The 23,515-nt window shown below is 62.6% G+C and carries 23 protein-coding genes and 2 pseudogenes; 15 read left to right on the forward strand and 10 right to left on the reverse strand.

The annotated features are described in order from the left end of the window. Window positions 1–44: 44 nt before the first annotated feature. Window positions 45–869, reverse strand: a complete 825-nt coding sequence (locus NJU76_RS03945; RefSeq protein ID WP_254531485.1) for a helix-turn-helix transcriptional regulator — start codon at window positions 867–869, stop codon at window positions 45–47. A 323-nt stretch (window positions 870–1,192) separates the two neighbouring features. Here NJU76_RS03945 and NJU76_RS03950 point away from each other — a divergent pair, with 323 nt between their 5' ends. Next, a complete protein-coding gene (locus NJU76_RS03950) occupies window positions 1,193–2,029 on the forward strand; it encodes a proline dehydrogenase family protein (RefSeq protein WP_254531486.1) in 837 nt (278 codons plus the stop codon). Window positions 2,030–2,069: 40 nt separating this feature from the next. Then, complete coding sequence (locus NJU76_RS03955; RefSeq protein WP_254531487.1) at window positions 2,070–2,390, forward strand: HVO_A0114 family putative DNA-binding protein; 321 nt, start codon at window positions 2,070–2,072, stop codon at window positions 2,388–2,390. Window positions 2,391–2,534: 144 nt separating this feature from the next. On the opposite strand, the gene NJU76_RS03960 is transcribed toward NJU76_RS03955, so the two are convergent. The 4 genes and pseudogenes from NJU76_RS03960 to NJU76_RS03975 form a co-directional block, all read right to left on the reverse strand. Beyond that, on the reverse strand, window positions 2,535–2,699 hold the full coding sequence (locus NJU76_RS03960; protein ID WP_254531488.1) for a hypothetical protein: 165 nt from the start codon (window positions 2,697–2,699) through the stop codon (window positions 2,535–2,537). A 2-nt stretch (window positions 2,700–2,701) separates the two neighbouring features. Then, window positions 2,702–3,295 (reverse strand): annotated as a pseudogene (locus NJU76_RS03965) (ParA family protein); the annotation flags it as partial. Between the two features lie 120 nt (window positions 3,296–3,415). Then, complete coding sequence (locus NJU76_RS03970) at window positions 3,416–3,883, reverse strand: VOC family protein (RefSeq protein ID WP_254531489.1); 468 nt, start codon at window positions 3,881–3,883, stop codon at window positions 3,416–3,418. 414 nt (window positions 3,884–4,297) lie between these two features. After that, window positions 4,298–4,570 (reverse strand): annotated as a pseudogene (locus NJU76_RS03975) (IS5/IS1182 family transposase); the annotation flags it as partial. Between the two features lie 39 nt (window positions 4,571–4,609). On the opposite strand from NJU76_RS03975, the gene NJU76_RS03980 reads away from it, so the two are divergent. Then, window positions 4,610–4,756, forward strand: a complete 147-nt coding sequence (locus NJU76_RS03980) for a hypothetical protein (RefSeq protein WP_254531490.1) — start codon at window positions 4,610–4,612, stop codon at window positions 4,754–4,756. A gap of 9 nt (window positions 4,757–4,765) precedes the next feature. Here the strand turns inward: NJU76_RS03980 and NJU76_RS03985 are convergent, their stop codons facing one another. Next, window positions 4,766–4,906, reverse strand: a complete 141-nt coding sequence (locus NJU76_RS03985) for a hypothetical protein (protein ID WP_254531491.1) — start codon at window positions 4,904–4,906, stop codon at window positions 4,766–4,768. Continuing rightward, on the reverse strand, window positions 4,903–5,346 hold the full coding sequence (locus NJU76_RS03990) for a PadR family transcriptional regulator (RefSeq protein ID WP_254531492.1): 444 nt from the start codon (window positions 5,344–5,346) through the stop codon (window positions 4,903–4,905). Before NJU76_RS03990 ends, NJU76_RS03985 begins: the two co-directional genes overlap by 4 nt. Window positions 5,347–5,590: 244 nt before the next feature. Here NJU76_RS03990 and NJU76_RS03995 point away from each other — a divergent pair, with 244 nt between their 5' ends. From NJU76_RS03995 to argS, 5 genes are all read left to right on the forward strand, one after another. Continuing rightward, window positions 5,591–5,854, forward strand: coding sequence for a winged-helix domain-containing protein (locus tag NJU76_RS03995; RefSeq protein ID WP_254531493.1), 264 nt, complete (start codon window positions 5,591–5,593; stop codon window positions 5,852–5,854). A gap of 148 nt (window positions 5,855–6,002) precedes the next feature. Continuing rightward, window positions 6,003–6,962 carry a succinylglutamate desuccinylase/aspartoacylase family protein gene (locus tag NJU76_RS04000; protein ID WP_254531494.1) on the forward strand — a complete coding sequence of 320 codons (960 nt, stop codon included), beginning with the start codon at window positions 6,003–6,005 and terminating at the stop codon, window positions 6,960–6,962. Between the two features lies 1 nt (window position 6,963). Then, on the forward strand, window positions 6,964–8,121 hold the full coding sequence (locus tag NJU76_RS04005) for a threonine synthase (protein WP_254531495.1): 1,158 nt from the start codon (window positions 6,964–6,966) through the stop codon (window positions 8,119–8,121). Between the two features lie 26 nt (window positions 8,122–8,147). Continuing rightward, window positions 8,148–8,714, forward strand: a complete 567-nt coding sequence (locus NJU76_RS04010; RefSeq protein ID WP_254531496.1) for an NUDIX hydrolase — start codon at window positions 8,148–8,150, stop codon at window positions 8,712–8,714. A gap of 134 nt (window positions 8,715–8,848) precedes the next feature. Beyond that, window positions 8,849–10,627 carry an arginine--tRNA ligase gene (gene argS, locus NJU76_RS04015; RefSeq protein ID WP_254531497.1) on the forward strand — a complete coding sequence of 593 codons (1,779 nt, stop codon included), beginning with the start codon at window positions 8,849–8,851 and terminating at the stop codon, window positions 10,625–10,627. 126 nt (window positions 10,628–10,753) lie between these two features. Here argS and NJU76_RS04020 read toward each other — a convergent pair whose 3' ends face one another. Both NJU76_RS04020 and NJU76_RS04025 read right to left on the reverse strand, forming a co-directional pair. Next, window positions 10,754–11,293, reverse strand: a complete 540-nt coding sequence (locus NJU76_RS04020; protein ID WP_254531498.1) for a DUF8159 domain-containing protein — start codon at window positions 11,291–11,293, stop codon at window positions 10,754–10,756. 320 nt (window positions 11,294–11,613) lie between these two features. Next, a complete protein-coding gene (locus NJU76_RS04025; RefSeq protein ID WP_254531499.1) occupies window positions 11,614–12,480 on the reverse strand; it encodes a MinD/ParA family ATP-binding protein in 867 nt (288 codons plus the stop codon). A gap of 186 nt (window positions 12,481–12,666) precedes the next feature. On the opposite strand from NJU76_RS04025, the gene prf1 reads away from it, so the two are divergent. Further along, window positions 12,667–13,926 (forward strand): peptide chain release factor aRF-1, encoded by a 1,260-nt coding sequence (gene prf1 / locus NJU76_RS04030; protein WP_254531500.1) that lies wholly within the window; start codon window positions 12,667–12,669, stop codon window positions 13,924–13,926. Window positions 13,927–13,974: 48 nt separating this feature from the next. On the opposite strand, the gene NJU76_RS04035 is transcribed toward prf1, so the two are convergent. After that, window positions 13,975–15,051 (reverse strand): DUF2891 domain-containing protein, encoded by a 1,077-nt coding sequence (locus tag NJU76_RS04035; RefSeq protein WP_254531501.1) that lies wholly within the window; start codon window positions 15,049–15,051, stop codon window positions 13,975–13,977. Window positions 15,052–15,176: 125 nt separating this feature from the next. Here NJU76_RS04035 and NJU76_RS04040 point away from each other — a divergent pair, with 125 nt between their 5' ends. From NJU76_RS04040 to NJU76_RS04065, 6 genes are all read left to right on the forward strand, one after another. After that, on the forward strand, window positions 15,177–16,106 hold the full coding sequence (locus NJU76_RS04040; RefSeq protein ID WP_254531502.1) for an NAD-dependent epimerase/dehydratase family protein: 930 nt from the start codon (window positions 15,177–15,179) through the stop codon (window positions 16,104–16,106). A 189-nt stretch (window positions 16,107–16,295) separates the two neighbouring features. After that, entirely contained in the window at window positions 16,296–17,402 is a 1,107-nt protein-coding gene (locus NJU76_RS04045) for a lysylphosphatidylglycerol synthase transmembrane domain-containing protein (protein ID WP_254532568.1), read from the forward strand. 7 nt (window positions 17,403–17,409) lie between these two features. Beyond that, window positions 17,410–18,591, forward strand: a complete 1,182-nt coding sequence (locus NJU76_RS04050; RefSeq protein ID WP_254531503.1) for an alpha-1 4-glucan-protein synthase — start codon at window positions 17,410–17,412, stop codon at window positions 18,589–18,591. Window positions 18,592–18,630: 39 nt separating this feature from the next. Beyond that, the gene (locus tag NJU76_RS04055) at window positions 18,631–19,797 is read left to right on the forward strand and encodes an extracellular solute-binding protein (RefSeq protein ID WP_254531504.1); all 1,167 of its coding nucleotides are present in this window, start codon (window positions 18,631–18,633) and stop codon (window positions 19,795–19,797) included. Continuing rightward, window positions 19,794–21,407, forward strand: coding sequence for an ABC transporter permease (locus NJU76_RS04060; RefSeq protein ID WP_254531505.1), 1,614 nt, complete (start codon window positions 19,794–19,796; stop codon window positions 21,405–21,407). The genes NJU76_RS04055 and NJU76_RS04060 overlap by 4 nt, the downstream gene beginning before the upstream one ends. Before the next feature lie 21 nt (window positions 21,408–21,428). Beyond that, the gene (locus NJU76_RS04065) at window positions 21,429–23,432 is read left to right on the forward strand and encodes an ArnT family glycosyltransferase (protein ID WP_254531506.1); all 2,004 of its coding nucleotides are present in this window, start codon (window positions 21,429–21,431) and stop codon (window positions 23,430–23,432) included. Window positions 23,433–23,515: the final 83 nt, after the last annotated feature.

Below are 23,515 nucleotides of genomic sequence, written 5' to 3' on the forward strand. Positions count from 1 at the left end.
AAGCCCCGAGGCACTCTCGCTGTAATACTGTAGAGTAGTGGGGTTCAAGAGACCAGTTCCGGTGGGAATAACGAGGCTTTCTCCTCGCGACTGACCGCTCGAGCGTCGGCGCGGTGGCGTTCGAAAACGGAGAGCGCCCACTCGCGGGTTTCCGGACTATCGGTATCGATCACGGCTTCGAGCAGTCCCGTCTTCGGGTCGTGACAGCAGATACCGATTCGATCGTCGAAAATCCCGAGCCCACATCGGTCTTCGTCGGGGAGCGCGTCGTGCAGAAGGATGGTGCAGTTATCGCAGGCGGTCGCTTCCGCGACCCGTTCCGGTTTCCACTCGATAGTCGCCTCCAGGACCGCTGGCGAATAGATGTACTCGTAGTCCATGCCATCGATCACCGACGAACAGACGGTTTCATTGTTGATCGATTTGAAGACGGTCGTTCCGAACCCACACATCGCGGTCGTCTCCTCGATCAACTCTCTGACGCGCTGGACGGGTTCGTAGGGGTAGTTTGGACCGGGGTAGGAAACGACCGCGTCGTCGAACAGTTCGACCGAAAATCCCTCCATCTCGCGCGGAAGCCAGCGCCACACGTCGCGCAGCGTTCGCTCCGTTTCCATCGCGTCACAGAGGGTTCCGAACTGCTCGGCGACGTACTCACCGAGCGGCGTGAGTTCGTAGGTCGGCCCGTTCCTGACGATCCATCGTCTGTCCTCGAAATCTCCGAGTATTCGTCCCATCGTTTGCGAGGACGCGCCCGTCGTCGCGCACAGGTCGTTCCGATCCTGCGGGCCCTCGAGCAGCGCCTCGAGGACGCCCGTCCGGTGGGCTGAGCGCGCGAGGAATTCGATTTCGTCGAGTCGGCAATCCATGCGAACCGTATGCACAGATCGATAAAAAGTGTGTGCGGTCTCTGGCGAACCCGTCCGGAACAGGGGGCTGTCCGCTGACCGATCGACGGACCTTCCGAGATACCGCCCGGCGAAGATCGTGTCTACGCGGTAGTCACAGAAACTGGTCGGTCTGACGGGCTCCATCGCGGTCAAAGGGCGGTCTCGAGCTGGGCGAATTCGATTCGTGCGCGTCGAGTCACCCGGCCCTCCCGATCAGCGTTCCTGAAAATAAGACGACTGACGAGATACGCACGTCGAAAAACAGAAGAATTACCTTACCGCTGGCAGTTATCTCGAGTGATATGATCCCGCCGATAGCGAGTCGGTTCGTCGCGGGAGAGTCTCCGGCGGAAGCCCTCGAGCACGTCCGGCGACTGAACGAACGCGACGTAAACGCAATCGTGAACCTCCTCGGGGAGCACTACGACGAGCGTGATTCCGTCGCGGCGGACGGCGCCGAATACCGGACGCTCATCGGAGACATCGCGAACTCGGGACTCGAGGCCGCCGTCTCCGTCAAGCCCTCGCAGTTGGGACTGGACATCGGCGAGGACGTGTTTCGGGCGGAACTGACCGAGGTCGTCGACGCCGCGACAGATCACGGCGTCTTCGTCTGGATCGACATGGAAGATCACACGACCACTGACGCGACCCTGGACGCGTTCGAGACAGTCGCCCGCGAGCACGGAGGCGGCGTCGGGGTCTGCGTGCAGGCGAATCTCCGACGAACGCGAGCGGACGTCAGGCGACTCGCTGACGTCCCCGGAAAGGTCCGCTTCGTCAAGGGGGCGTACGATCCACCGGCCGACCTCGCCTACACCGACGGTGCTCGAGTGGACGAGGAATACAGAAAACTGCTCGAGTACGCGTTCGAACACTACGACGGTGGCATCGGCGTCGGAAGCCACGATCCGGCGATGATCGAATACGCGAAAGCGCTGTACGATCAGTACGGGACGGACTTCGAGATCCAGATGCTCATGGGCGTGCGCGAGGACGCCCAGTACGAGCTAGCCGCGGAGTACGAGGTCTGGCAGTACATTCCCTACGGCGACCGGTGGAAATCGTACTTCTACCGCCGGGTCACCGAGCGAACCGACAACCTCAAATTCGCGCTTCGGGCGGTCCTTACCGGGTGACGAATCGCTGTACAAACGTTTCAAACGGAAGGAAGAGATCATGGAGATCCCTGGTACCGAGAGAGACGACGATCGGACGATGTATGTTCGGTTCGAACGCGGCGACGAACAGTCCGTCCTCGAAACGCTTCGCGCGCTCGATCGGGGGGACGAACCGGAACCGCACTACGAGGTGGTCTACCACGATCTGAACGACCCGCATCGAGTGGTTTGGCCAAAGAACGTGGAACTGCTCAGGACGATTGCTCACCACGACCCGGAGAGCATCTGCGACACGGCCCGCCTCGTCGACCGGGACGTCAAGCAGGTTCACGGAACCCTCGAGGAACTCGAAGAATTACACCCGATCGGCCTTGTTTAGACGCGGAGCCACAGTCGATTCGTTTACGGTACTAACGAGACGAATTAGCCGCTCAGTGCACCGGCAAATCTACAGGGAGGTAAACGATAAATCGCCCGTCCAGTAATTGACGAGCATGGCGGAACTTCACTCCGATGCTGTAGGTCAACTTTTCTCCTCATCCGACTCGTGTCCAGTGGCGGCACCAGTATCGCGACCATTCGCTTCGACGGCTGCGGACGGCTCTGCGGTTTCCGCCTCGGTGGCTGCGTCCTCCTCTGTTGCTTCGTCTGATGGGTCCTCGAACCGCTCATCCATTCCACGGGGCATAGTTACGCCTCCACCTGTGTTTTGTCGAACGCTCGTTCCATGGTCTCTGCAATCTCCACGAAGAGGTCACGCTCTACCTGTTGGTCGTTCGGGTCCTCCCATTCGAAAATATCCTGCCCGTTATCCCAGGCGCGCTGAATCGCCACGCGCATCGGAAGCTTGAAAATCGGCGCTATCGACGCGAAGGACTCGTCGAAAGCGTTGAGGAACTTCTGCGATTGGCCGTCATCCTGGTACATATTTGCCAGGAGGCCGACAATTGCGATCTCGATCTGCTGGTTGTCCTCGATGGACCCCAGTTGGTCCCATAGGTCGTCAAGCGCGTCCCGTGGTGTGGCTTGGGTCTGTGCAGCGAGGAAGACGTTCTGCGCCGCGATGAACGCCGCATCCGTCAGGACTGAGAGGTCCGGCGGGCAGTCGATCAAGATGAAATCGTAGTCGTATCCGTCCTCAACCAACTCCTCGAGGGCGACTTTCAGCGACAGTCGAGCACTCGAATCGTCCATCCAATCTCGCGCGAGACCCACGTCTTTTTGGCTCGGGATCAGGTCGAAGTTCAGATGGTCGTACTCGCTCCTCTCAATCACGATCTCCGAGCCGGGATCCGAGCGGTTATCTGGCTAGCCAATTACAATCAACATACTTGATTCACGCTCGTGGGATAGCGGGGTTCCATCGTGTCATCACAGCAAATCAAACAAACTTCGAGATACTGATCATTGTAGATCGAGCCACTGACCTGTTCGTTCGCCAGTACTGCGTGGTTTCCAGTTCGTACTGATGTCCCACTCGTACCCAAACGGATCCTCAACGAGTAGACCACCTGGTTGATTAAAAAGGATTTCACACGCGGTCTCGACAGCTCGTTGCCTAAATCGTTCTATCTCCATCTGGCCCATCCCCAATCCGATATGATACTGCTGTTCAGGCGGTTTGTCTGGCTTAGTTTCCGTGGATTCGAGTGCGAGAAAGAGTTCATCGCGTTTGATGAAACTCATTCGAGGTTGATACCCGGCTCTCTCAGCGTCATCCCAATCGACACCGTTCACCAGGGTGTGCCACTCTCCGTCTACGGTCGTCTCCTGAAATGCCACCCCTGTATCGAAGAGGGTGGTGTACATCTCCTCGGCGTCCTGGAGGTTTGGAACACGGATTGCCACATGGGTAATGCGTTCGTATGCCATGGGTTTGCTACGCTGAGCAAGACCACGGATGTGCGCGTGAATATATTTATCTTTTTAAGTAATCCGGGAGTCCTTTAATCACTGCCCAGTCAACTCCGGTGTGTATAGCTCGTGTCCACCTGAAGGTCAAAATTGCGGCAGACGACGATAATTGGCTTGCTGGGCTTTCGACCGAGTTCTCGGACACCGAGTTCAAGAACCTGACGAGCCAGCCCGCAGACGATGAGGTAACACCGGATGGGACGCCATCGTTCGCTGGTTTGACGACGCACTGGAGGTGCACTCGTACGAAGTGTTCCATTCCGACGACGGGATGGTACTGGTTCAGTTGGTGTTTCTGATGCCGTCAACGCATGAGGCGAGGCGTACGATTGGGATCCTTCCGCGATTTCCCATCGCAATCCGAGACGGGTTGAGCTGCTGCTTTCGTGCGCAAACGGTCGTGAAACTCGGAAGCTCATCCGTCTTGAGTCCAATCTTCTCAACTATACCATGCATCTCGTGAAGAACGTCGAGAAGCTGCCGGTATGGGAGATAGAGGTATTCGCGGAGACCGTGGATATCGATGATGACCCAGTCAGCGTAGCCGCCGTCACCTTTTTTGTCTGCTGTATCGGGATCTCCACAGACAGCACGTTTCGCTAACGCTACGAGGCGGTCTGTGAAACGAGGCAGACGAGAGGGCACATTACTCGGTTCTGAGCTTGAGTTCGTTAGTCTGCAGGAGTGAGCCGTTTTCTCGGGCGTCTAAACAAGGCCCACCTGTTCGAGTTCGAACGAGACGGGCGGGCGAAGCGACCGACGGTCTGGTACGACGCGATTGAGGTGGATCTGTCGCTTACTGACGCCGATCCTGACGCCGTTCGGGCCTGAGGGTCGATTTCACGTCACGGTGTTCCCGTCATCGGCAATCGCGAAGCCACAGCCGTCACAGAGCCACCAGCCGACGAGGGGGTCCCGCTCCGGGATCACCCGGTTACAATCTGGGCACCGCCTGGACCCGTGGTCTCGAGCCTCGATCATTCTTTCTCCCTCCGCTCTCGAGCAAACGTCTCGGTCGCCGCCTCGGTCTCGACGGTTCGGATGCCACAGACCTCCGCGAGGCGCTCGGCGCGCTGTAACAGAAGGGCGCGACCCTCGTCCGCGAGGCGGTACTCGGTCGTCCGTTCGGCGGGTCGCACGGACCTCGAGAGGAAGCCGTGACCGACGAGAACCATGAGATCCGCGTACAGGTGCGTTCGGTCGGCGATGGGAGAGCGCTGCTCGAGCGCACGCAGTATCTCGTGTTCGTCGCACTGCCTCCCAGCGTTTTCGCGGCGGAAAACGATCTCGAGGCAGTCACGTTGAATTGCGGTGAGTTCGATCCACGTCGTCTTTTCAGCAGACGGGAGGAGACGATCGTGCTCGAGCGATGCGTCCGATCGGGCGGGGCTTTCGGGGGTTCGTGTGTCGTCTTCGTCCATGGTTTCGAGCGAATAGAGTCATGTCGATTGTCCATCGCGTGTGAGGGGGGTCGATTCGCGTCTTCCGGATCGGGGTGATTTAGATCAATACGACGCACCTACTCCACACAACAGTCAACGCTACAATAAGTTTTGCGCTAATTTTTGGTCAATATAGGACAATATTTTTACATTATCCGAAAATACCGATGTAATTATAGGATTGCTACCAGTGATTGGTATCGTGCGTCACCGGCCCAGCTGGATGAGTAAGAACGATGATACCATCTTGGAATTTCTATCGGAAACAGGAGCCGCCTTCTCAAAGCGGGGGCTTGAGGTGAACTTCGAACGACGCGATATCGAGATTTCCTATTCCACGATCAAGAGACGAATACGACGGCTCGAAGTGGTGGGACTGATAACGTGCGTCGAAGAGAAAGGCGGCTACTACGAAATCACGAACCTCGGCGAGACGTATCTGGATGGGAACCTGAGCGCGGAAGAACTCGAGGAATTGCGAGACTGAGTCACCATTTCCGAAACCGATACGTGGCCGTTCGAGCCGACGTGAACATGTAAGCTATACGATTCGTATGCCACTGTCGCTATCCCGGCTAGCGGACTCCTTGCGATCAAAGGATAGTATAAAGGCGAACGGGTTCTACGTGAGGGACATGACGACGACGCTCGGAACGGCGAGCGCGGGGCCCGGCGAGATAGATACGGGCCGTCTCGAGGTCGGCGAAACGCGAGACGGAAGCCCGTTCGGGCTCCCTGTCGCCGTAATAAATGGCGAATCTCGCGGACGGACTCTCTACATGCAGGCGGCCAGCGACGGGGACGAACTCAACGGGGTGGGCGTGATCCAGCGCGTCGTGCCGCAACTCGATCCCGCTGAACTCTCGGGGACGATTCTGATCGTCGGGATCGTGAACTATCACGCGTTTCAAGTCGCCGAACACCGGAATCCGATCGACGACACGAAGATGAATCGAGCCTACCCTGGCAACGAAGGGGGTACCTCGAGCGAGCGAATCGCGGCCGCGACCTTCGAGGCCGCGACTCGGGCCGATCTGATCCTCGATCTCCATCAGGGATCGACCAGTCGAATGCTCGACGAGGTCCGCGTTCGCTGCGGAACGCGCCACCGACTCCACGATCAGTGTCTCGAACTCGCGAAGGCCTTCGACTGCGGCTACGTGCTCGATCAAAAGGGGCCAGATGGGCAACTCGCCCGCGCAGCTCCCGACGAGGGGATCCCGACCGTGGACCCCGAACTCGGTGGCGCAGTCGGCTGGGACGAAGAAAGCATTCGAACGGGCGTCGAGGGCGTGTTCAACGTTCTCCGATACTTCGACTTCCTCGAGGGCGACCAGCCCCTCGAACCCCAGACCCACGCCAGCGGGTTCGAACAGTACGGCGCGCCGACGGGCGGGCTCGTGACCATGCAAAAGGAACTCGGCAATCGCGTTCGCCCGGGCGAGACGATCTTCGAGGTGACGACGCCCTTCGGCGAACCGAAAGACAAAGTCACGGCCGACAGCGACGGCATCCTCTGGCGGGCGCGCCGGCTTCCGCAGGTCGCGACCGGCGAGTACGTCTGCTCGGTCGGCACCGATATCGGTAACTACTGACATGGCCTCCGATCTCACCTGTCCCGAGTGCGGAGCCGTCTACGAGGCCAGCCCCGACGAACCGTGGCGCTGTGCCTGCGGCCACGCCCTCGAGTTCACCGAGCGGCCACACCCACAGGGCGAGCCGTTTCCCCTGCACAGCCTCGACACCAGTAACGGACTCTGGACGTTCTTCGAGTTCCTTCCGATCGAACAGCACGTCACCTTCTACGAAGGGTTCACGCCGATGGTCGACGCTCCCGACTGGAGCGCGCAGTTCAAACTCGAGTACGTCTTCCCCACGGGATCGTTCAAAGACCGCGGTGCGACGACGACCCTCTCGCGAGCCGTCGAACTCGGCGTCGAGAAGGTCATCGAGGACTCGTCGGGGAACGCCGGCGCATCGATTGCGACGTACGCAGCCCGGGCGGGGCTCGAAGCGGACATCTACGTCCCGGCCGACGTGAAACAGTCGAAGCTGATGATGATTCAGCGGGCGGACGCCCGTCCCGTTCGCATCGAGGGAACGCGATCGGACGTCACGGCGGCCTGTCTCGAAGCCGTCGAGGGCGGCGCCGACGGCGAGGAAGACGCGATCGATGACGACACCGCCCCGAGACAGACGGGCGACGGCTGGTACGCCAGCCACGCCTGGAATCCCGCGTTCCTCGCCGGCACGATGACGTTCGCCTTCGAAGTGGCCGCCCAGCAAAGCTGGTCCGTCCCGGACGCAATCGTCCTCCCGATCGGACAGGGAACGCTGCTCCTCGGGGCCTACCGAGGGTTCTCGCTGCTCAACGAGGCCGGTATCGTCGACGGCATGCCCCGCCTGTTCGGCGCGCAGGCGGCCGGCTACGCACCGATCGTCGGTGCGCTCGGCGGCGAGACGACCGACGAAGACGGCAACGGAACCACCATCGCCGACGGCATTCAGATCACCGAGCCGGCACGACGGGCCGAAATACTCGAGGCGATCGAAGAGACCGGCGGCGACGCAATCGCGCTCGGTGGCGATCCGATCGAAACCGCACTCGATCGACTCCATCGAAACGGATTCTACGTCGAACCGACCTGTGCGGTCGCACCGGCCGCCCTCCAGCAGTACCGCGACGACGGCGTGCTCCACGAGGACGACGACGTCGTCGTCCCACTGACCGGGAGCGGATTGAAAACCCTATGAACCGCCGGTCCTGAAGACTCGGATAGATGGTCAGCCGACCACCGACGTTCTGCCCCGAGTGTGGCACTCGAGTCGAGTCGATCACGTTCGACGATCGCGAGCGCATGCGCTGTCCAACCTGCGAGTCGATCGTCTGGCACAATCCGGTCCCCTGTGCTGGCGTTGCAGTAGTCGATTCGTCCCGATCCGCGCCCGCAGTTCTCTGTGTCGAACGTGGCGTCCCGCCGGGAGTGGGCGAGTGGACGATCCCCGGCGGCCACATGGAGATCGGGGAGGAACCACCCGTGGCGGCCGCCCGGGAACTCGCCGAGGAGACCGGCGTGGTCGTCGACCCCGCCGACCTCGAGATACTGGCCGCGTCGGCGATGCCGCCACGCGCGGGCAAGCACGTCGTCACCGTCCACTACGTGGCCGACTGGGCCGACGCGGAGGGCCGACTGGCGGCCGGGAGTGACGCCACGGACGTGCAATTCTGGACCCCGGGCGGGTTCGACGACTCGGACGAGCGTTTTCGGCCGGTCCACGAAGACCGGTTTCGCGAGGTCGCCGCGCTGTTCGAGTGGCCGGGACGGCGCGATGACCGGCAGTTCTGACATCCTCCCACGACTGCAGTCAAGGGCTTTCTCCTCGAACCTCTGTAATCCGCGGCCCGCACTGGAACGATCGGCTGCGCGACGACGAAACCAAACCCGACATTCCTTTACTCGAGCCCTGAATACGGGCGGGTATGTTCCTCTCCCTACGCGCAGAGGTCGAAGACGCCCTGGAAGAGGCTCTCTCGACGCTCGGCTTTCCGACGGACGATCTGGGGCTCGAAGAACCGCCGGACGACGTCGATAGCGTTCTCGCCTCGAGCGTTGCGTTCCGACTGGCCGACGAGGCGGGCGCAGCGCCGCCGCAGGTGGCGGGCCAGATCGCAGCCGAGATCGATGACGAGCAGTTGATGTACGTCTCCGACGTGGAGACCCAGGGGCCCTACCTCAATTTCCTCCCGAGCGACGGCTACCTCGCGGCGACACTCGACGAAGCGACGGACGATTCCTACGGCACCCTTCCGGATCGCGAGGAGTCGGTCGTCGTCGAACACACCAGTGCGAACCCAACGGGGCCCGTCCACGTCGGCCGCGCCCGGAACCCTATCATCGGCGACGCCATCGCGAACGTCCTCGGGTTCGCCGGCTACGACGTCGACCGCCATTACTACGTCAACGACGCCGGACGGCAGATGGCCGTCTTCACCTGGGCCTACGAAACGTTCGACGAGGAGGACGTAGAGGAAGCCCCCGAGCGCGACCGCATCGAATACGACCTCGTGCGCTACTACCGGAAGGGAAACGCGTTCCTCGAGAACGCGGCCGAGGCCGACGTCGAGGCCGCCGAAGCGGAGATCGAATCGATCATGCGAGGACTCGAGATGGGTGACAACGAGGCCTACGAGCGGGTCAGCGAGGTCGTCGACCAGGTCCTCGGCGGGATGACGGAGTGTCTCGCACGCCTGCCCGTCGAGTTCGACGAGTTCGTCAAGGAGACGCGATTCATGCGCAACGGCGCGGCCGAGGCGCTCGTCGATCGCCTCCAGGATCTCGACGAGGCGGTGTACGAGGAGGACGCCTGGCAACTCGAACTGGCTGACCACGGCATCGACAAGAACCTGGTCTTCCTGCGGTCGGACGGCACCTCGCTGTACGTCACCCGCGACCTGGCCCACCACGAGTGGAAGTTCGACGAGTACGACCGCGCGGTGACCGTCCTCGGCGAGGACCACAAACTCCAGGCCAGACAGCTCCGGACGACCCTCGAGTTGCTGGGCAACGATACGGATCAGCTTCAGCAGGTCCTGTATTCGTACGTCAACCTCCCCGAAGGGAAGATGAGCACGCGCCGCGGCACCGGCGTCGACCTCGACGACCTGCTCGACGAAGCGATCGAACGCGCCCGCGGTGAAGTCGAAGACCGGATGGACGACCGCATCCGCGACGACAATCTGGACGAAGCGGACATCGAGCGCATCGCGCATCAGGTCGGGATCGGCGCCGTCCGCTACGACATCGTCTCCAAGCAGCCGACGAAGGCGATCACCTTCGAGTGGGATCGGGCGCTGGACTTCGAAGCCCAGTCTGCCCCCTACGTGCAGTACGTCCACGCGCGCTGCTGTGGCATACTCGAAGAAGCGGGAATCGACCCCGAGACCGGCATGGACGACGTCGAGACGGCCGTCGACGCCGACCTCCTCGAGACCCCCGAAGAACGGGATCTCCTCGAGACGATTGCGCGGTTCCCGGCCGTCGTCGACGAGGCCGCGGACGACCTCGAACCCCACCAGGTCGCGACCTACACCCGCGAGTTTGCGGACCGTTTCAACGCCTTCTACCGCGAGTGTCCGGTGCTGGCCGACGACGTCGATCCTGCAGTCCGCGAGGCGCGGCTGGCGCTAGTGGCCGCTTCGAAGCACACGGTCGCCAACGCCCTGGCGATCCTGGGCGTGGCAGCGCCGCGTTCGATGTGATCGTCGCAGCCACGCCGTCTTCGGCCGACGAACACGCCTCGTTCCGCTCGGTTTCACAGATCTGTCCCTCAAAGCGTCCCACAGTCAGCCAAAAGAACGACAGCCACCTGCGCTCTCCAGCGGACGTTAGCGAGACTCGTCCGCGGTATCGAGAACGCGGTTCATGAACTCTTCCTGGTTCAGTTCTCCGTTGACGAACTTGACTGCCCACGACACGTCGACGTAGAACGACATCACCATCGCACCGTCCTTCTCGAGGACCCACGTGACGTTGTCGACCGCTTCCGCGAACGCCTCTGGGTCGGTGATCGCTCGCTGCATGTCGGTGGCGAGAGTTTCGAGTTCCGCGAACAGCGTCTCGGGGTCGGATGTCGTCGTCGTGGCGATGACGTCGATCTCGTTGCCATCTTTGTTGACGTCCTCGATCGTCAGCTTCTGGCTGCTGAGTTTTAGCTTGTCCCGGTCGAGGCCCGGAATATCGGCTTTCTTATCGGAGTTGCCGGAATCGCCGTTGCCGTTGCCGTTCCCGTTACCGTTGCCGTCGAGCGAGTCGTCGGAGTCGTCTCCGTTCTGATTGGATTCGTCGCCAGTCTGGTCGCTGGAACAGCCGGCGAGGACGGTTGCGATCGCTGCACCACTGCCGAGGAGGATCTTTCGTCGCTCCATGATCGAACCATCGAGAACGGTTATGATTAGTAATCAGTTCGTTATGGTTTCTATCGACAATGACAACGAATTTAGGCGGTAATCACCCCGAAACCGGCTCGAGAAATGACTGACAAACCGGTCGAGACTGTATGCGTATTACGGTTTGCCGGACGTTACAACGGCCGTGACGGTCACGAGTAAAAGGAGAGTCACGAGCGGACGATATTCACGCTATTCGATAGAGGAGGAGACGGTGTCCAAATAATCAACGGTAGAAGGCGGTCCGTACCTGCCGATCACCGGACGATGACGTAACCGCCCGACACCCAAGCGGCCGATCAGGGGTCGGTTTCGACGTCCGTACCCGCGCTCGAAACTTCGTCGTGTGCCGCTTCGCGTCCCGTCGAATCGTCTTCGGGGCCGACCGGCGGGTTCGAACGGGAGCGGGTGGCCGGCGGTCTGTTCACGCCGCCATCGGTGGCGGTCTCTGCGATGTCGACGCCCGTCAGATCCGACGCGAGACGACGGTAGGCGACGGCACCCGGCCTGTTCGGTTCGAACACGACCAGCGGCGTACCGGCGTAAATGCTGTCTCGAGCGGCGGGGTCCTCAGGAATGGTCCCGAGCAGCGAAATCCCGAGGCGGTCGGCGAGTTCCTTGTGGGAAATGTTGCTGTCGGGCCGGGTCCGAGTGAGGACGAGGCCGGCGACGGCGCCACCGGCGCGGTCGGTTAACTCGAGGGTCTTTTTCGAATCGTGGATGGCAGCGGGCTCGGGCGTCGAGACGATGACGACGGCGTCGGCCAGTCCCAGTGGCAGGATCGTCTCGTGGCTGATACCCGCGCCAACGTCGAGGAAGACGTAATCGAATTTCGTTCGAAGCGTGGCGATGGCCGCGCCGAGCCCTTCGGGTGAGGTTTCGGCGTACTCGTCGAGGCTGGTCCCGCTGGGAACAGCGAAGATGTTATTCGCCAATCGATACGTGGCGTCGTCGATCGATGCGTTGCCCGCTAAGACGTCATATAGGGTCGTCGAGTCGGGAGAGAGACTGACGAATCCAGCAAGGTTCGCCATGCCGAGGTCCGCGTCGACGATGGCGACGCGCTTTCCGGCCTCGGCCAGCGCCGTCCCGAGATTGACCGTCGTCGTCGTCTTCCCGACACCGCCTTTCCCACTCGCGATAGCGTAGACCGTCTTCTGAGACATACTCGATTACTGTCCAGACCCTAGAACGGCAACACCTTAAATCGTCACCTCCCCTTCCGACTCGTGCTGCCGCGCCGACACGTCTCGCACGGCCCGAAATCCGTCGTCACGATTCCGCCGGGACTGTGTGCCACGACGACGGGTGTGTCAAAGGATTCTTACCCGCAGCAGCTTTTGGTTCGACTAATGAGCCAGGAGAGGGAACAGGAACAATCCGACCGGAAGAAATACGAGTTCCGGAAAGTCATCGAGGATCTCAAGAATTACGACGGCTCCGGAACGCAGCTCGTAACGATCTACGTTCCCGAGGATAGACAGATCAGCGACGTCGTCCAACACGTCACCCAGGAACACAGCGAAGCGGCCAACATCAAATCCAAGCAGACCCGAACGGCCGTCCAGGACGCGCTGACGAGCATCAAAGATCGGCTCCGATACTACGACACCTACCCACCGGAGAACGGCATCGTCCTCTTCTCAGGTGCCGTCGACTCCGGCGGCGGGCAAACCGAGATGGTTACCAACGTCCTCGAGAGTCCGCCCCAGCCCGTCGAGTCCTTTCGCTATCACTGCGACTCGGACTTTCTGACCGAACCGCTCGAGGAGATGCTCGCCGACAAGGGACTTTACGGTCTGATCGTCCTCGACCGCCGCGAGGCCAACGTCGGCTGGCTGAAGGGCAAACGCATCGAACCGGTCAAATCCGCGTCCTCGCTCGTCCCCGGCAAGCAGCGCAAAGGTGGCCAGTCAGCCCAGCGATTCGCTCGCTTGCGCCTCGAAGCGATCGACAATTTCTATCAGGAGGTCGCGGGGATGGCGAACGACCTGTTCGTCCCGAAACGCCACGAACTCGACGGGATCCTCGTCGGCGGACCCTCGCCGACCAAAGACGAGTTCTTAGACGGCGATTACCTCCACCACGAGATTCAGGAGAACGTCATCGGAAAGTTCGACGTCGCGTACACGGACGAATCGGGACTGAAGGATCTGGTCGACAACGCCGAGGACGCCCTGGCCGACGCCGAGGTGATGAAAGACAAGCAGGTGATGGAGGAGTTCTTCCAGGAACTCAACGCCGGGGATCTGGCGACCTACGGCTTCGAGCAGACGCGACGAAATCTGATGATGGGTGCGGTCGACCGCCTGTTGATCAGCGAGGATCTCCGGAAGGACGTCGTCACCTACGACTGTCCGGAGTGCGGCGCCACCGAACGCGAGGTGATCGACCGCCGAAAGTCGACGCCGACCCACACCTGCACCGAATGTGGCACCGACGTCGAGGCAACCGAGGAGGACCGCGAGGACGCGATCGACCACCTCATCGAAATCGCCGAACAGCGGGGCACAGAGACGAAGTTCATCTCGACGGACTTCGAGAAGGGCGAACAGCTGTACAACGCCTTCGGCGGCTTTGCCGGTATATTACGGTATTCGACCGGCGTCTGATCCGGTCCCAGCCGTTCCGCCTGGTTCTGGCCATCGGACGAGTGATGGTCACTCGGGAGCGATACCGCCCTCGTGTCTGGTCAGCAAGTACACCACGAACGAAGAGAGCCAGTGTGAACCGGCGTAATTCTCCGTGAAAGCGTGCGCCAGTCCCGACGTCGCATGTCGCCCGGCGCTCTGCTCGAAAATCTCGGCGTATCGGTGCCCGTCAAGAGCGTCCGCTACTCCTGCCAGCGACCACGCCTTCGATACGTTTAGCCCGACGAAGTGGAGTGCCAGGTCGTCCGCCGGATCGGACGCCGTCTGAACCGGTTCGAGAATCGTCTTGTGAGGGGAGACGGTTACGTCCGGAAGGAAGTCATCGATCCACGTGATGAACTCGCCTCGGTCGAAAATACGACGCATGAGGTCCGCTTCCGTCAGTGTAGGCGACAGGAAGTCCCAGCCGAGCGGTTCGTACTCGACGGGATAGTCGCGGTCGTCAGTGAAGAATTCCGTTGCTGTGTCAGAAACGGCGGCTTCGAGAGAGTCGTCGGATATCGTCCTCGCGTAGTCCAGAATACAGAGCAGAGCAAACGCCGAGTTCTGATGCGTTCCCACTCTGAATGGGCGCGTCTGGGTCAGAAATTCGGATTCGACGAGCTCGACAATCTTCCGTTCTAACGGCTCGAGGATCGATTTCCACTCAGTCGCACGATTGCCTTCCCAGAGGGTCAGTTCCGATGCGAGACGTAAGAGCCACGCCCATCCGTACGGTTTCTCGAACGAGCCGTTCTCTTCGAATCGCTCGACCTCTCGTTCGACGTTCTGGATGGTGAGTCGTGTGTCGATACTGTCGACGATCTCGGATCGGACGGGATGCTCGTCGAACAGGCGAAGTTGCCGAACGAGTGCCCAGTGGCTGTGTACCGCCGAATGCCAGTCGTAACATCCGTAGAATACCGGATGCTGCTTCTTCGGCCGTGCGTGTCCGGCCGGGGAATCGAGCGAGCGAGCGTGGTGGGGAAACTCGGTTTCGATCGACTCAACCACGTGGTGTGAGAGCGTTTCAACAGCGTCTTTCCCGAGCCAGTCGCACCGTCCCGAAAGGATCGTCTCCGAATCAATATCTGGCTGAAAAGTCATCGATACGAGAATTACGAGAGATCGAAGTAAATCTTTGCATGATGCGTCGTCATCGAACGGAGATTGGAAGCGGGATCGCCAGGAAAACCCAACAGGATTAACAGCGTATCGGACGATATTCGAGTATGTCCCTCTCGGACCGACGGATTCTCGTCACGGGCGGCGCCGGTTTCATCGGCTCTCACCTCGCAGAGCGCCTGCTCGCGGACGGCGCGGACGTCGTCGTCGTCGACGACCTCTCGAACGGTACTCGACGCCGCATCCCCGACGACGCGGACTTTTTCGAGGCCGACCTCACCGAACCGGCCGCGCTCGACGGTCACCTCCACGACGTCGATCTCGTGTTTCACCTGGCCGCGTCGAAACGCGTCGACACGGATCGCCCGCACGGCCAGTTCGACGACAACACGCGGATGACGTGCACCCTTCTCGAGGCGATGGCTGACGCGGACGTCACTGAGATTGCCTACACTTCTTCCTCGACGGTCTACGGCGAGGCCCCGCGACCGACGCCGGAGGATTACGCCCCGCTCGAGCCGATCAGCGCCTACGGCGCCAGCAAGCTAGCCGACGAGGGGCTGCTCTCGGCGCGGGCCCACAGCCACGACCTGACGGTCTGGAATTTCAGGTTCGCAAACGTGGTTGGCCCCCGCCTCAGGGGAGCGGTGATACCCGATTTCGTCGAGAAACTGCAAGACGATCCCGAGACGCTTTCGATCCTCGGTGACGGCCGCCAGGAGAAGTCCTACCTTCACGTCGAGGACTGTCTCGACGCCATGCTACACGTCATCGAGCACGCCGACGACGCGATGAATACGTACAACCTCGGCACGCGCACCACGACGTCGGTCGACCGGATCGCGACGACCGTTGCCGAGGAACTCGGCGTCGATCCCAACCGGGAGTACACCGGCGGCGAGCGGGGCTGGACAGGCGACGTCCCGAAGATGCGCCTCTCCATCGAGAAGCTGTCCGCGCTGGGCTTCGAGCCCCGTCTCTCGAGCGACGAGGCGGTTCGGCGCGCAACCCGCGAGCTCATCGACGAGCTTCGTTGACCGAGACGACGGCAGCGGTCGGTTCGACTGAAAGCCACTCGAGAGCGGCCGTCGTGCCCGTTCGATCGTGTTTTAGGTGGGCTTAAATATCTGGCCCGAGAGGACAGTACCGTGAACGACGAGGGCGGGCGATCGGATTCACGGGGCGGCAGAACCGAGCTCGACGGCGGGGAGACCCGTAACGGTTCGATGAGCCGCGGGCTTACCGCCGTCCTGTCCCGCCGCCGGCTGACGATCGCCGGCACGGCCCTCGTGCTACTCGGACTGATCGTCGCGCTCCAGGAGATCGACGTCCGGACCGTCGTCGCCGAGGTTTCGAACGCCGACCCGCGATTGCTCGGGGCCGCGGTCGCCGTTTACGCCGTCTCGTGGCCGCTTCGCGGTCGCCGATACCGCGACGTGCTGGCCGCGATGGACCAGCACAGCGACACCGCCGTCGCCACGGCTGCCGTCTTCGTCAGTCAAACGGCGAACCTCGCGATTCCGGCGCGTGCCGGCGACGCGGTTCGCGCACACGTGATGCGGACCCGCCGGGACGTTCCGTACGCGGCAGGCTTCGCGTCGCTGGCCGTCGAGCGCGTGTTCGATCTGGCGACGATCGCCGTCCTCGCGGGGCTCGCAACGGCGTGGATCGCACTGGGAGACGCGGTCGGCCCGCTCGAGGCCGCCTTTTCGAGTGACGGTGCGCGAACCGCTGCGCTGGCCGCAGCGGCCGTGGGCACGACGACCGCGGGCGTCGGCCTCGCGGTCGTCACTTCGGCCCGAGCGGAGCACGGACTCGGCGCGCGGCTCCGTGCGAGAGTCGCGGGCCGACCGCGGCTGCTGGCGGCGCTCGAGGGCGCGCTCCGCTTCGCGGGCGACGTGCAGACGGTCGCTCGCCGACCGCGAGCGCTGGGGGGGATCGGGGCCGGGAGCCTGCTGGTCTGGTCGCTGGACGTGCTGACGGCGGTCCTCGTCCTCGCGGCGCTGGGAAGCGGACTCGCGTTCGCGACCCTGTTGACGGTCGGGACCCTGGCGGTCAGCGTCGGCAACCTCGCGAAGGTCCTGCCGCTCTCGCAGGGCGGCGTCGGGCTCTACGAGGCGGCCTTTACCGCCCTGGTGGTCGGACTCACTCCCGTCGGTGCGAGCACGGCGCTGGCGGCCGCCATCGTCGATCACGCCCTGAAAAACGGCGTGACGCTAGTCGGCGGTGCCGGCGCCGTCGCCGCGCTCGGCGTCTCCTTCTCGGAGGTCGCGGAGTCGACACCGGATGCGACGCGGGAAACCGGCAGTCTTTTAGGCCAGCCTAAAAAATAGTTGGGCAATGAGTCAGGACATCTGTGTAATCGTGCCGACGATCCGGGAGTACGAGTGTACGCGCTCGTACTTCGGGAACGCTCGCGAGCACGGGTTCGACCTCTCGCGGCTGCACGTCGTACTGGTCACCGAGGACTTCTGCGAGACCGACGAGATGGAAGCGATGCTCGAGGAGGAAAGCGTCTCGGGGGAGGTCTTCGACGGTAGCCGCCGCGAGAAGTGGTACGACGCCCACGACGTGTCGGAGTACGGCCACGTCGTCCCGGTGGCGAGCCACGCCGAGACGAGTTTCGGCCTGCTCTACATGTGGGCCCACGACGAGTTCGACTACGGGTTCTTCATCGACGACGACACCCTCCCACACCCCGACGAGGACTTCTTCGGGAGGCACATGGAGAACCTGACCTTCGAGGGCGATGTCGAGTCGGTCGCCTCCGACGAGCGGTGGGTCAACGTACTCTACCAGAACGCGGACGACCACGGTCTCTACCCGCGGGGGTATCCGTATTCGGCGATGGGCGAAACCGTGGAAACCAATACCACCCACATCGACGCCGGCGAGGTCGTCGCCTCGCAGGGTTTGTGGACGAACGTGCCCGACCTCGACGCCGTTCGCATCCTGATGGACGGCGACCTCGAAGGACAGGCCCAGACCCGGACCGCGAGCGAAGACTTCGGTGACGACTTCGTCGCCGCCCGCGGCAATTATCTCACCGTTTGCTCGATGAACCTCGCCTTCCGGCGCGAGGTGATCCCCGCGTTCTACCAGCTCCCGATGGACGATAACGAGTGGAACGTCGGCCGATTCGACGACATCTGGTCCGGAGTCTTCCTCAAGCGGGCCTGCGACGTGCTCGGCAAGCGCATCTACAACGGTTCGCCGCTTTGTGAACACAACAAGGCCCCCCGAAGCACCTTCGACGACCTCAACAACGAGGTGCCCGGTCTCGAACTCAACGAACACCTCTGGCGGGTGATTGACGATGTTGGCGGCGACGCGGACGACTACGCCGACGTCTTCGATGCGATGGGTCGCAAGCTCGCCGATGGCGAGTGGGAGCAGTACAACAATGGCGCGTTCTTCAACTACGTCGGCGAATACATGCTCGACTGGCTCGAGTGTCTCGGGACACTCACATCGGGCGCCGGCCTCGAGACTGACCGCACACAGGTCGTCGCCGACGACTGAATCGTCAACTATAAGGTTTTAGGTCAGCCTAAACCGAGTATGAACGGAGACAGCGGAAAGCGCGTGGTTACGCGCAGAAAGGCGTTGGGGATTGGGTCCACCCTGGCCGTCACCTCGCTCGCGGGGTGTATGGGGTTCTTTAGCAATAACAACGATCAGAACGTCGAGATACCGTCGCTCTCCGATTTCCGGGGGTCGGGATCGCTCGTGGAGGGTCGGCCCGCGCCGGGTGGGACGTCGATCGAGGACCTTCCGAACCTCTCGGGCGAACTTGCCCTCTACATCGGCGGCGGCGAAGGTGGCATCTACTACGAGTTCGTCGAGATGCTGCAGGATATCTATCCCGATTTCACGGTCTACCCGAACGACAACGACTCTGCGTCGCTGGCACAGACGATCGTTGAGGAGGTCGACGCCGGCGCGGCCCAGGCGGACGTGTTCTGGTCGATCGACGCTAGTTCGCTGGGATTCGTCGCGGACAACGACGCCTACGAGCCGCTCTCGGATGCAGCGGTCGATCCGGTCGCGAAAGACCAGTTCGTCGGCACCGACAAGGCGTGGGCCGGCGTCGCCGGGCGAGCGCGTTCCGTGCCGTACAACACCGACGAGTTGAGCAGTTCGGACATTCCGACCACCGTCCAGGAGTTCCCGTCGACCGATGCCCTTCGTGGAACGATGGGCTGGGCACCGACGTACGGCGCGTTCAAGTCGTTCGTGACTGCAATGCGGCTGATCGAAGGCGACGAGGCGACTCGTAACTGGCTGGTCGACATGCAAGAGGCTGGGACCGAGCGCTACGCCAACGAGTACGCCGTCTCCCAGACCGTTGCCAACGGCTCCCTGGCGGCCGGATTCGCGAACCACTACTACGCGATGCGGGTCAAAAATCAGCAACCGGACGCGCCGATCGATCTCGCCTTCACCGAAGGCGACGCCGGCGCGCTGATAAACGTCGCGGGTGCGCTGAAGGTGAAAGGGACCCGGCGGGGCGAACTCGTCGACGATTTCGTCCGCCACTTGCTCTCCTCGGAGGCACAGGAGTACTTCGCGACGATCAGCTTCGCCTACCCGATGATAGAAGGCGTTGCCCCGGTCGGCGGCCTCCCAACGATCGACGAACTGAGCCCGCCGGACATCGACCTCGCGAAGCTATCGAACCTGGAACCGACCCTCGACCTGATGGACGAAGCCGGCGTCTCAGGATGACGATCCGAGAGCAGGTCGCGCGAACGGTCGAACGTGGGACGAACGGAGACGACTCGCCCGTCGACGTCGGCCTCACGCTACTCGCTGCTGCTATCGCAGCCGTTCTGGTCCTCCCGCTTTCCTGGCTCGTCGTCGACGCCGCCGGGCTCGGGTCTCGAGCGCTCGAACTGACCGTCGACTCCCAGACCATCGAGGTGCTGGTCCGGAGCGTCGCGCTGGGCGCAGTGGTCACCGTCGCGAGCGTCCTCATCGGTGTCCCCCTCGCGGTATTGACCGTTCAAGGAGAGATTCCGTTTCCCCGGTTCTGGACCGTCCTCGCCGCACTGCCCCTCGCCGTCCCGAGTTATCTCGGAGCGTTCGCCTTCGTCTCGGCGTTCGGGCCGCAGGGAGAACTCGCGGATCTCCTCGCGCCGCTCGGCATCGGCTCGATCCCATCCGTCTATGGGTTCGCCGGGGCCGCGTTCGTGCTGACGCTGTACACCTACCCATACGTGTTCTTGACGACGCGTGCGGCGCTGCTCTCGTTCGACGGTTCGCTCGTCGAGGCGGCACGAACGCTCAACACCGGCCGCTGGGAGGCATTTCGCCGGGTCACGCTTCCACAAATTCTGCCGGGGATTACGGCCGGCGCGCTGCTTGTGGCGCTGTACGCGCTCGCCGACTTCGGCACGCCCAACATCATGCGGGTCGAGGTGTTCACGCAGTTCATCTACGCCCGATACAATGCGTTCGCCCGCGACTACGCCGCGTTGCTATCGCTCCAGTTGTTGACCGTGACGGCGATCATCCTCGCGATGGAATCCCGAATCGGCGTCGACGAATCGGAAGCCTACGAGAGCGGCGGGCATCGCGGCAGCGTCGACCTCGAACTTGGAAAGTGGCGATACCCGGTGTTGTTGCTCCCGACCGCCGTCTCCGTGCTCGCGCTCGCGCTGCCGATCGCGATCTTCGGAATGTGGTTGTTTAGCGGTGGGCCGGGCTATCAGGTCGGGCGGCTGACGTTCGAGTGGGAGTATGGCCTGAATTCGGCCTACGTCGCGTTACTGGCCGCCGGCGCCTCGATCCTCGTCGCGCTGCCGATCGCGATTGCGTCGGCGACGGCCGATTCGCGGCTGGCGGCGCTAGCCGACCGCGCACCGTACGTCGGGTACGCGACGCCAGGGATCGTCCTCGCGATCGCGTTACTGAGCTTCAGTCTCGACGTCCTCCCCGCGATCTACAAGACGGTGCCGCTGCTGGTGTTCGCGTACGTCGTCAGATTCATGCCCCAGGCGATCGGCTCGATTCGAACGTCGACGCTGCAGGTGGATCGGCAACTCCTCGAAGCGGCCCGCACGCTCGGACGCTCGCGGTTGAATACCTTCCGGGCAGTAACACTCCCGCTGATTCTGCCGGGAGTCGCGGCCGGGGCCGCGCTGGTGTTTCTCACGACGATGAAGGAACTGCCGGCGACGCTCATGTTACGCCCGCTGGGATTCGAGACGCTGGTGACGTACATCTGGCGGGTCGAGGAAACGGGCCTGTACGGGCAAGCGGCGGTCCCGGCGCTCGTTCTGGTCGTCATCTCGGGCCTGTCGATGGCCGTGATGCTCACACAGGAAGGGCGATGATCCCACCGTGACACCAAACCGATGAGACGCCGAACGTGGTGGATTGCAGTCGCTTCGATCGCCCTCGCCGGTGCTATCGCTGTATGGGTGCTCGAGGCGCGCACGTTTCCGTACCACTCGGTCAACCACGACGAGGGAGTCTATCTCCAGCAGGCGGCGATGTTGCTGGACGGGCAGCTCTTCGTTCGACCGCCCGTCGAGGACGTCTTTCGGCCCTGGTTCTTCGTCGAAGACGGAGACCGACTGTATCCGAAATATGCACCCGTCCCCGCGGCACTCTTCGCGCTCGGTGAACTCCTGGGAGGGTATCGAATCGCGCTTCTGGGAATCGCAGCTGTCATACTCGCACTCGTCGCCCTGGTAGTCGACGAAGTCTTCGATCGGGGGTCAGGCATCGTGGCCGCTGCGACCGTGCTCTGTTCGCCGCTCTTTCTGATCGAAGCGGCCGTCTTCCTGCCGTACGCACCGACGGCGATGTTCAACCTGACGTTCGCCTACGGCTATCTCAGAGCCGACCGGACGGAAGACCGACGCTGGGCCGGAGTAGCCGGCGCGGCGATCGGCCTGGCCTTTTTCTCGCGGCCCTATACGGCGGTCCTGTTCGCCGCGCCGTTCGTCGCCCACGCCTGTTGGACCCTCAGCCGGGACTCCCGACGGGCGCTTCCCAGACAGGCCACGACGGCGGCGCTCGGACTGGCGGGCGTCGGGCTCGCATTGGCCTACAACGCCACCGTGACCGGATCGCCGCTGCTGTTTCCATACGAAGCGTTCGCTCCGCTGGACGGCCTCGGCTTCGGTCGCCGACGACTTCTCGGCCCTGGAATAGAATACACCGTGGAGCTGGCGCTGCGCTCGAACGCGCTGGTGCTTTCGGAGTTCGTCACCGGCTGGATCGCCGGTGGGATTCTCGGCGCGACCGTCGCCGCGGTCGGGTTCGGCGTCGCCGTCCGACGCGGTCTCTCGCCCCGCGAGTCGATTCTCGCCGGACAGGTCCTCACCATCGCCGTCGGGAACGTCTACTTCTGGGGGAACGTCAACCTCCTCGGAGACGTAGAGCGCGCCGGCGACGGCCTGATCGCCACGCACGGCCCGTACTACCACTTCGATCTCCTGTTGCCGTTCGCGGCGTTCGCCGCCGTCGGCGCACTGGCGCTGGTCGCCGCCGCCCGACGGACGGCGGAGCGAAATCTGACGCCCCAGGCCGCACGTGCGACGCTCGTCGCGGCGCTGCTCGTGAGCGCGCTCGCGGTGGGCGGCGTCACCGCGGCGAACGTCGACGAGAAAATCGACCGGAACGCGGCGGTGACCGACACCTACGAACGAGTGTACGAGCCGCTCGAGGACGAGCCGAGTGAGCGGTCAGTCGTGTTCCTTCCGACGCCGTACGGGGACTGGCTCGCCCATCCGTTTCAGGCGCTTCGCAACGACCCGGATTTCGACGGACGGACGGTGTACGCGATGGACGAGCGCCCGTTCGCCGTCGTCGACGAGTATCCCGACCGATCGCTATACAGGTTCGCGTATCGCGGCACCTGGGCTCCGCACGAGGGGTCGCCGTGTGCGGCCCGCCTTCAGCCGGTGGATCACGTCGCCGGCTCCACGGTCGGGCTGAACGCCACCGTCGGCGTTCCGTCGGCGGCGGAGAGCGTCACTGTGACCCTCACGACGGACCAGGGGAGTGCCACGTACGTCCTGAACAACGCCTCGGATCGGACGTCCCTTCGACTGATCGCCACCGACGGATCGGTGCAACTGCACGGAACAGACATCGAAGCCACCGAATCCCTTCCCATCGGGGATCGCGACGACGTCGTGCTCGACGTCTTCGTCGACCGCGGGCTCGGAGGGAGTTTCAGCTACCGCCTCGAGGTCCCGATCAGGACGGACGGCGGGACCGTCCGAGCGCTGACGCCCAGAGTCGAACGGTGTAGCGGAATACGCGATTGTGGCGGCGAGGCAGCGTCAATCCCCGAGCAGTCCCCGAACGGTGTGTTCGTCCGAACCGACATCGTCGTCGAAGAATAGCGCTCGCGAACGGCTCGGCTTCAACGATCAGACGGAGTGAGGTCTCCGGTAACCGGAGGAGTGAAATCTCCGAGAGCCTCTCG

Origin of the sequence: Natrinema gelatinilyticum (assembly GCF_024266705.1) — an archaeon.
GTDB classification, from domain to species: Archaea; Halobacteriota; Halobacteria; order Halobacteriales; family Natrialbaceae; genus Natrinema; species Natrinema gelatinilyticum.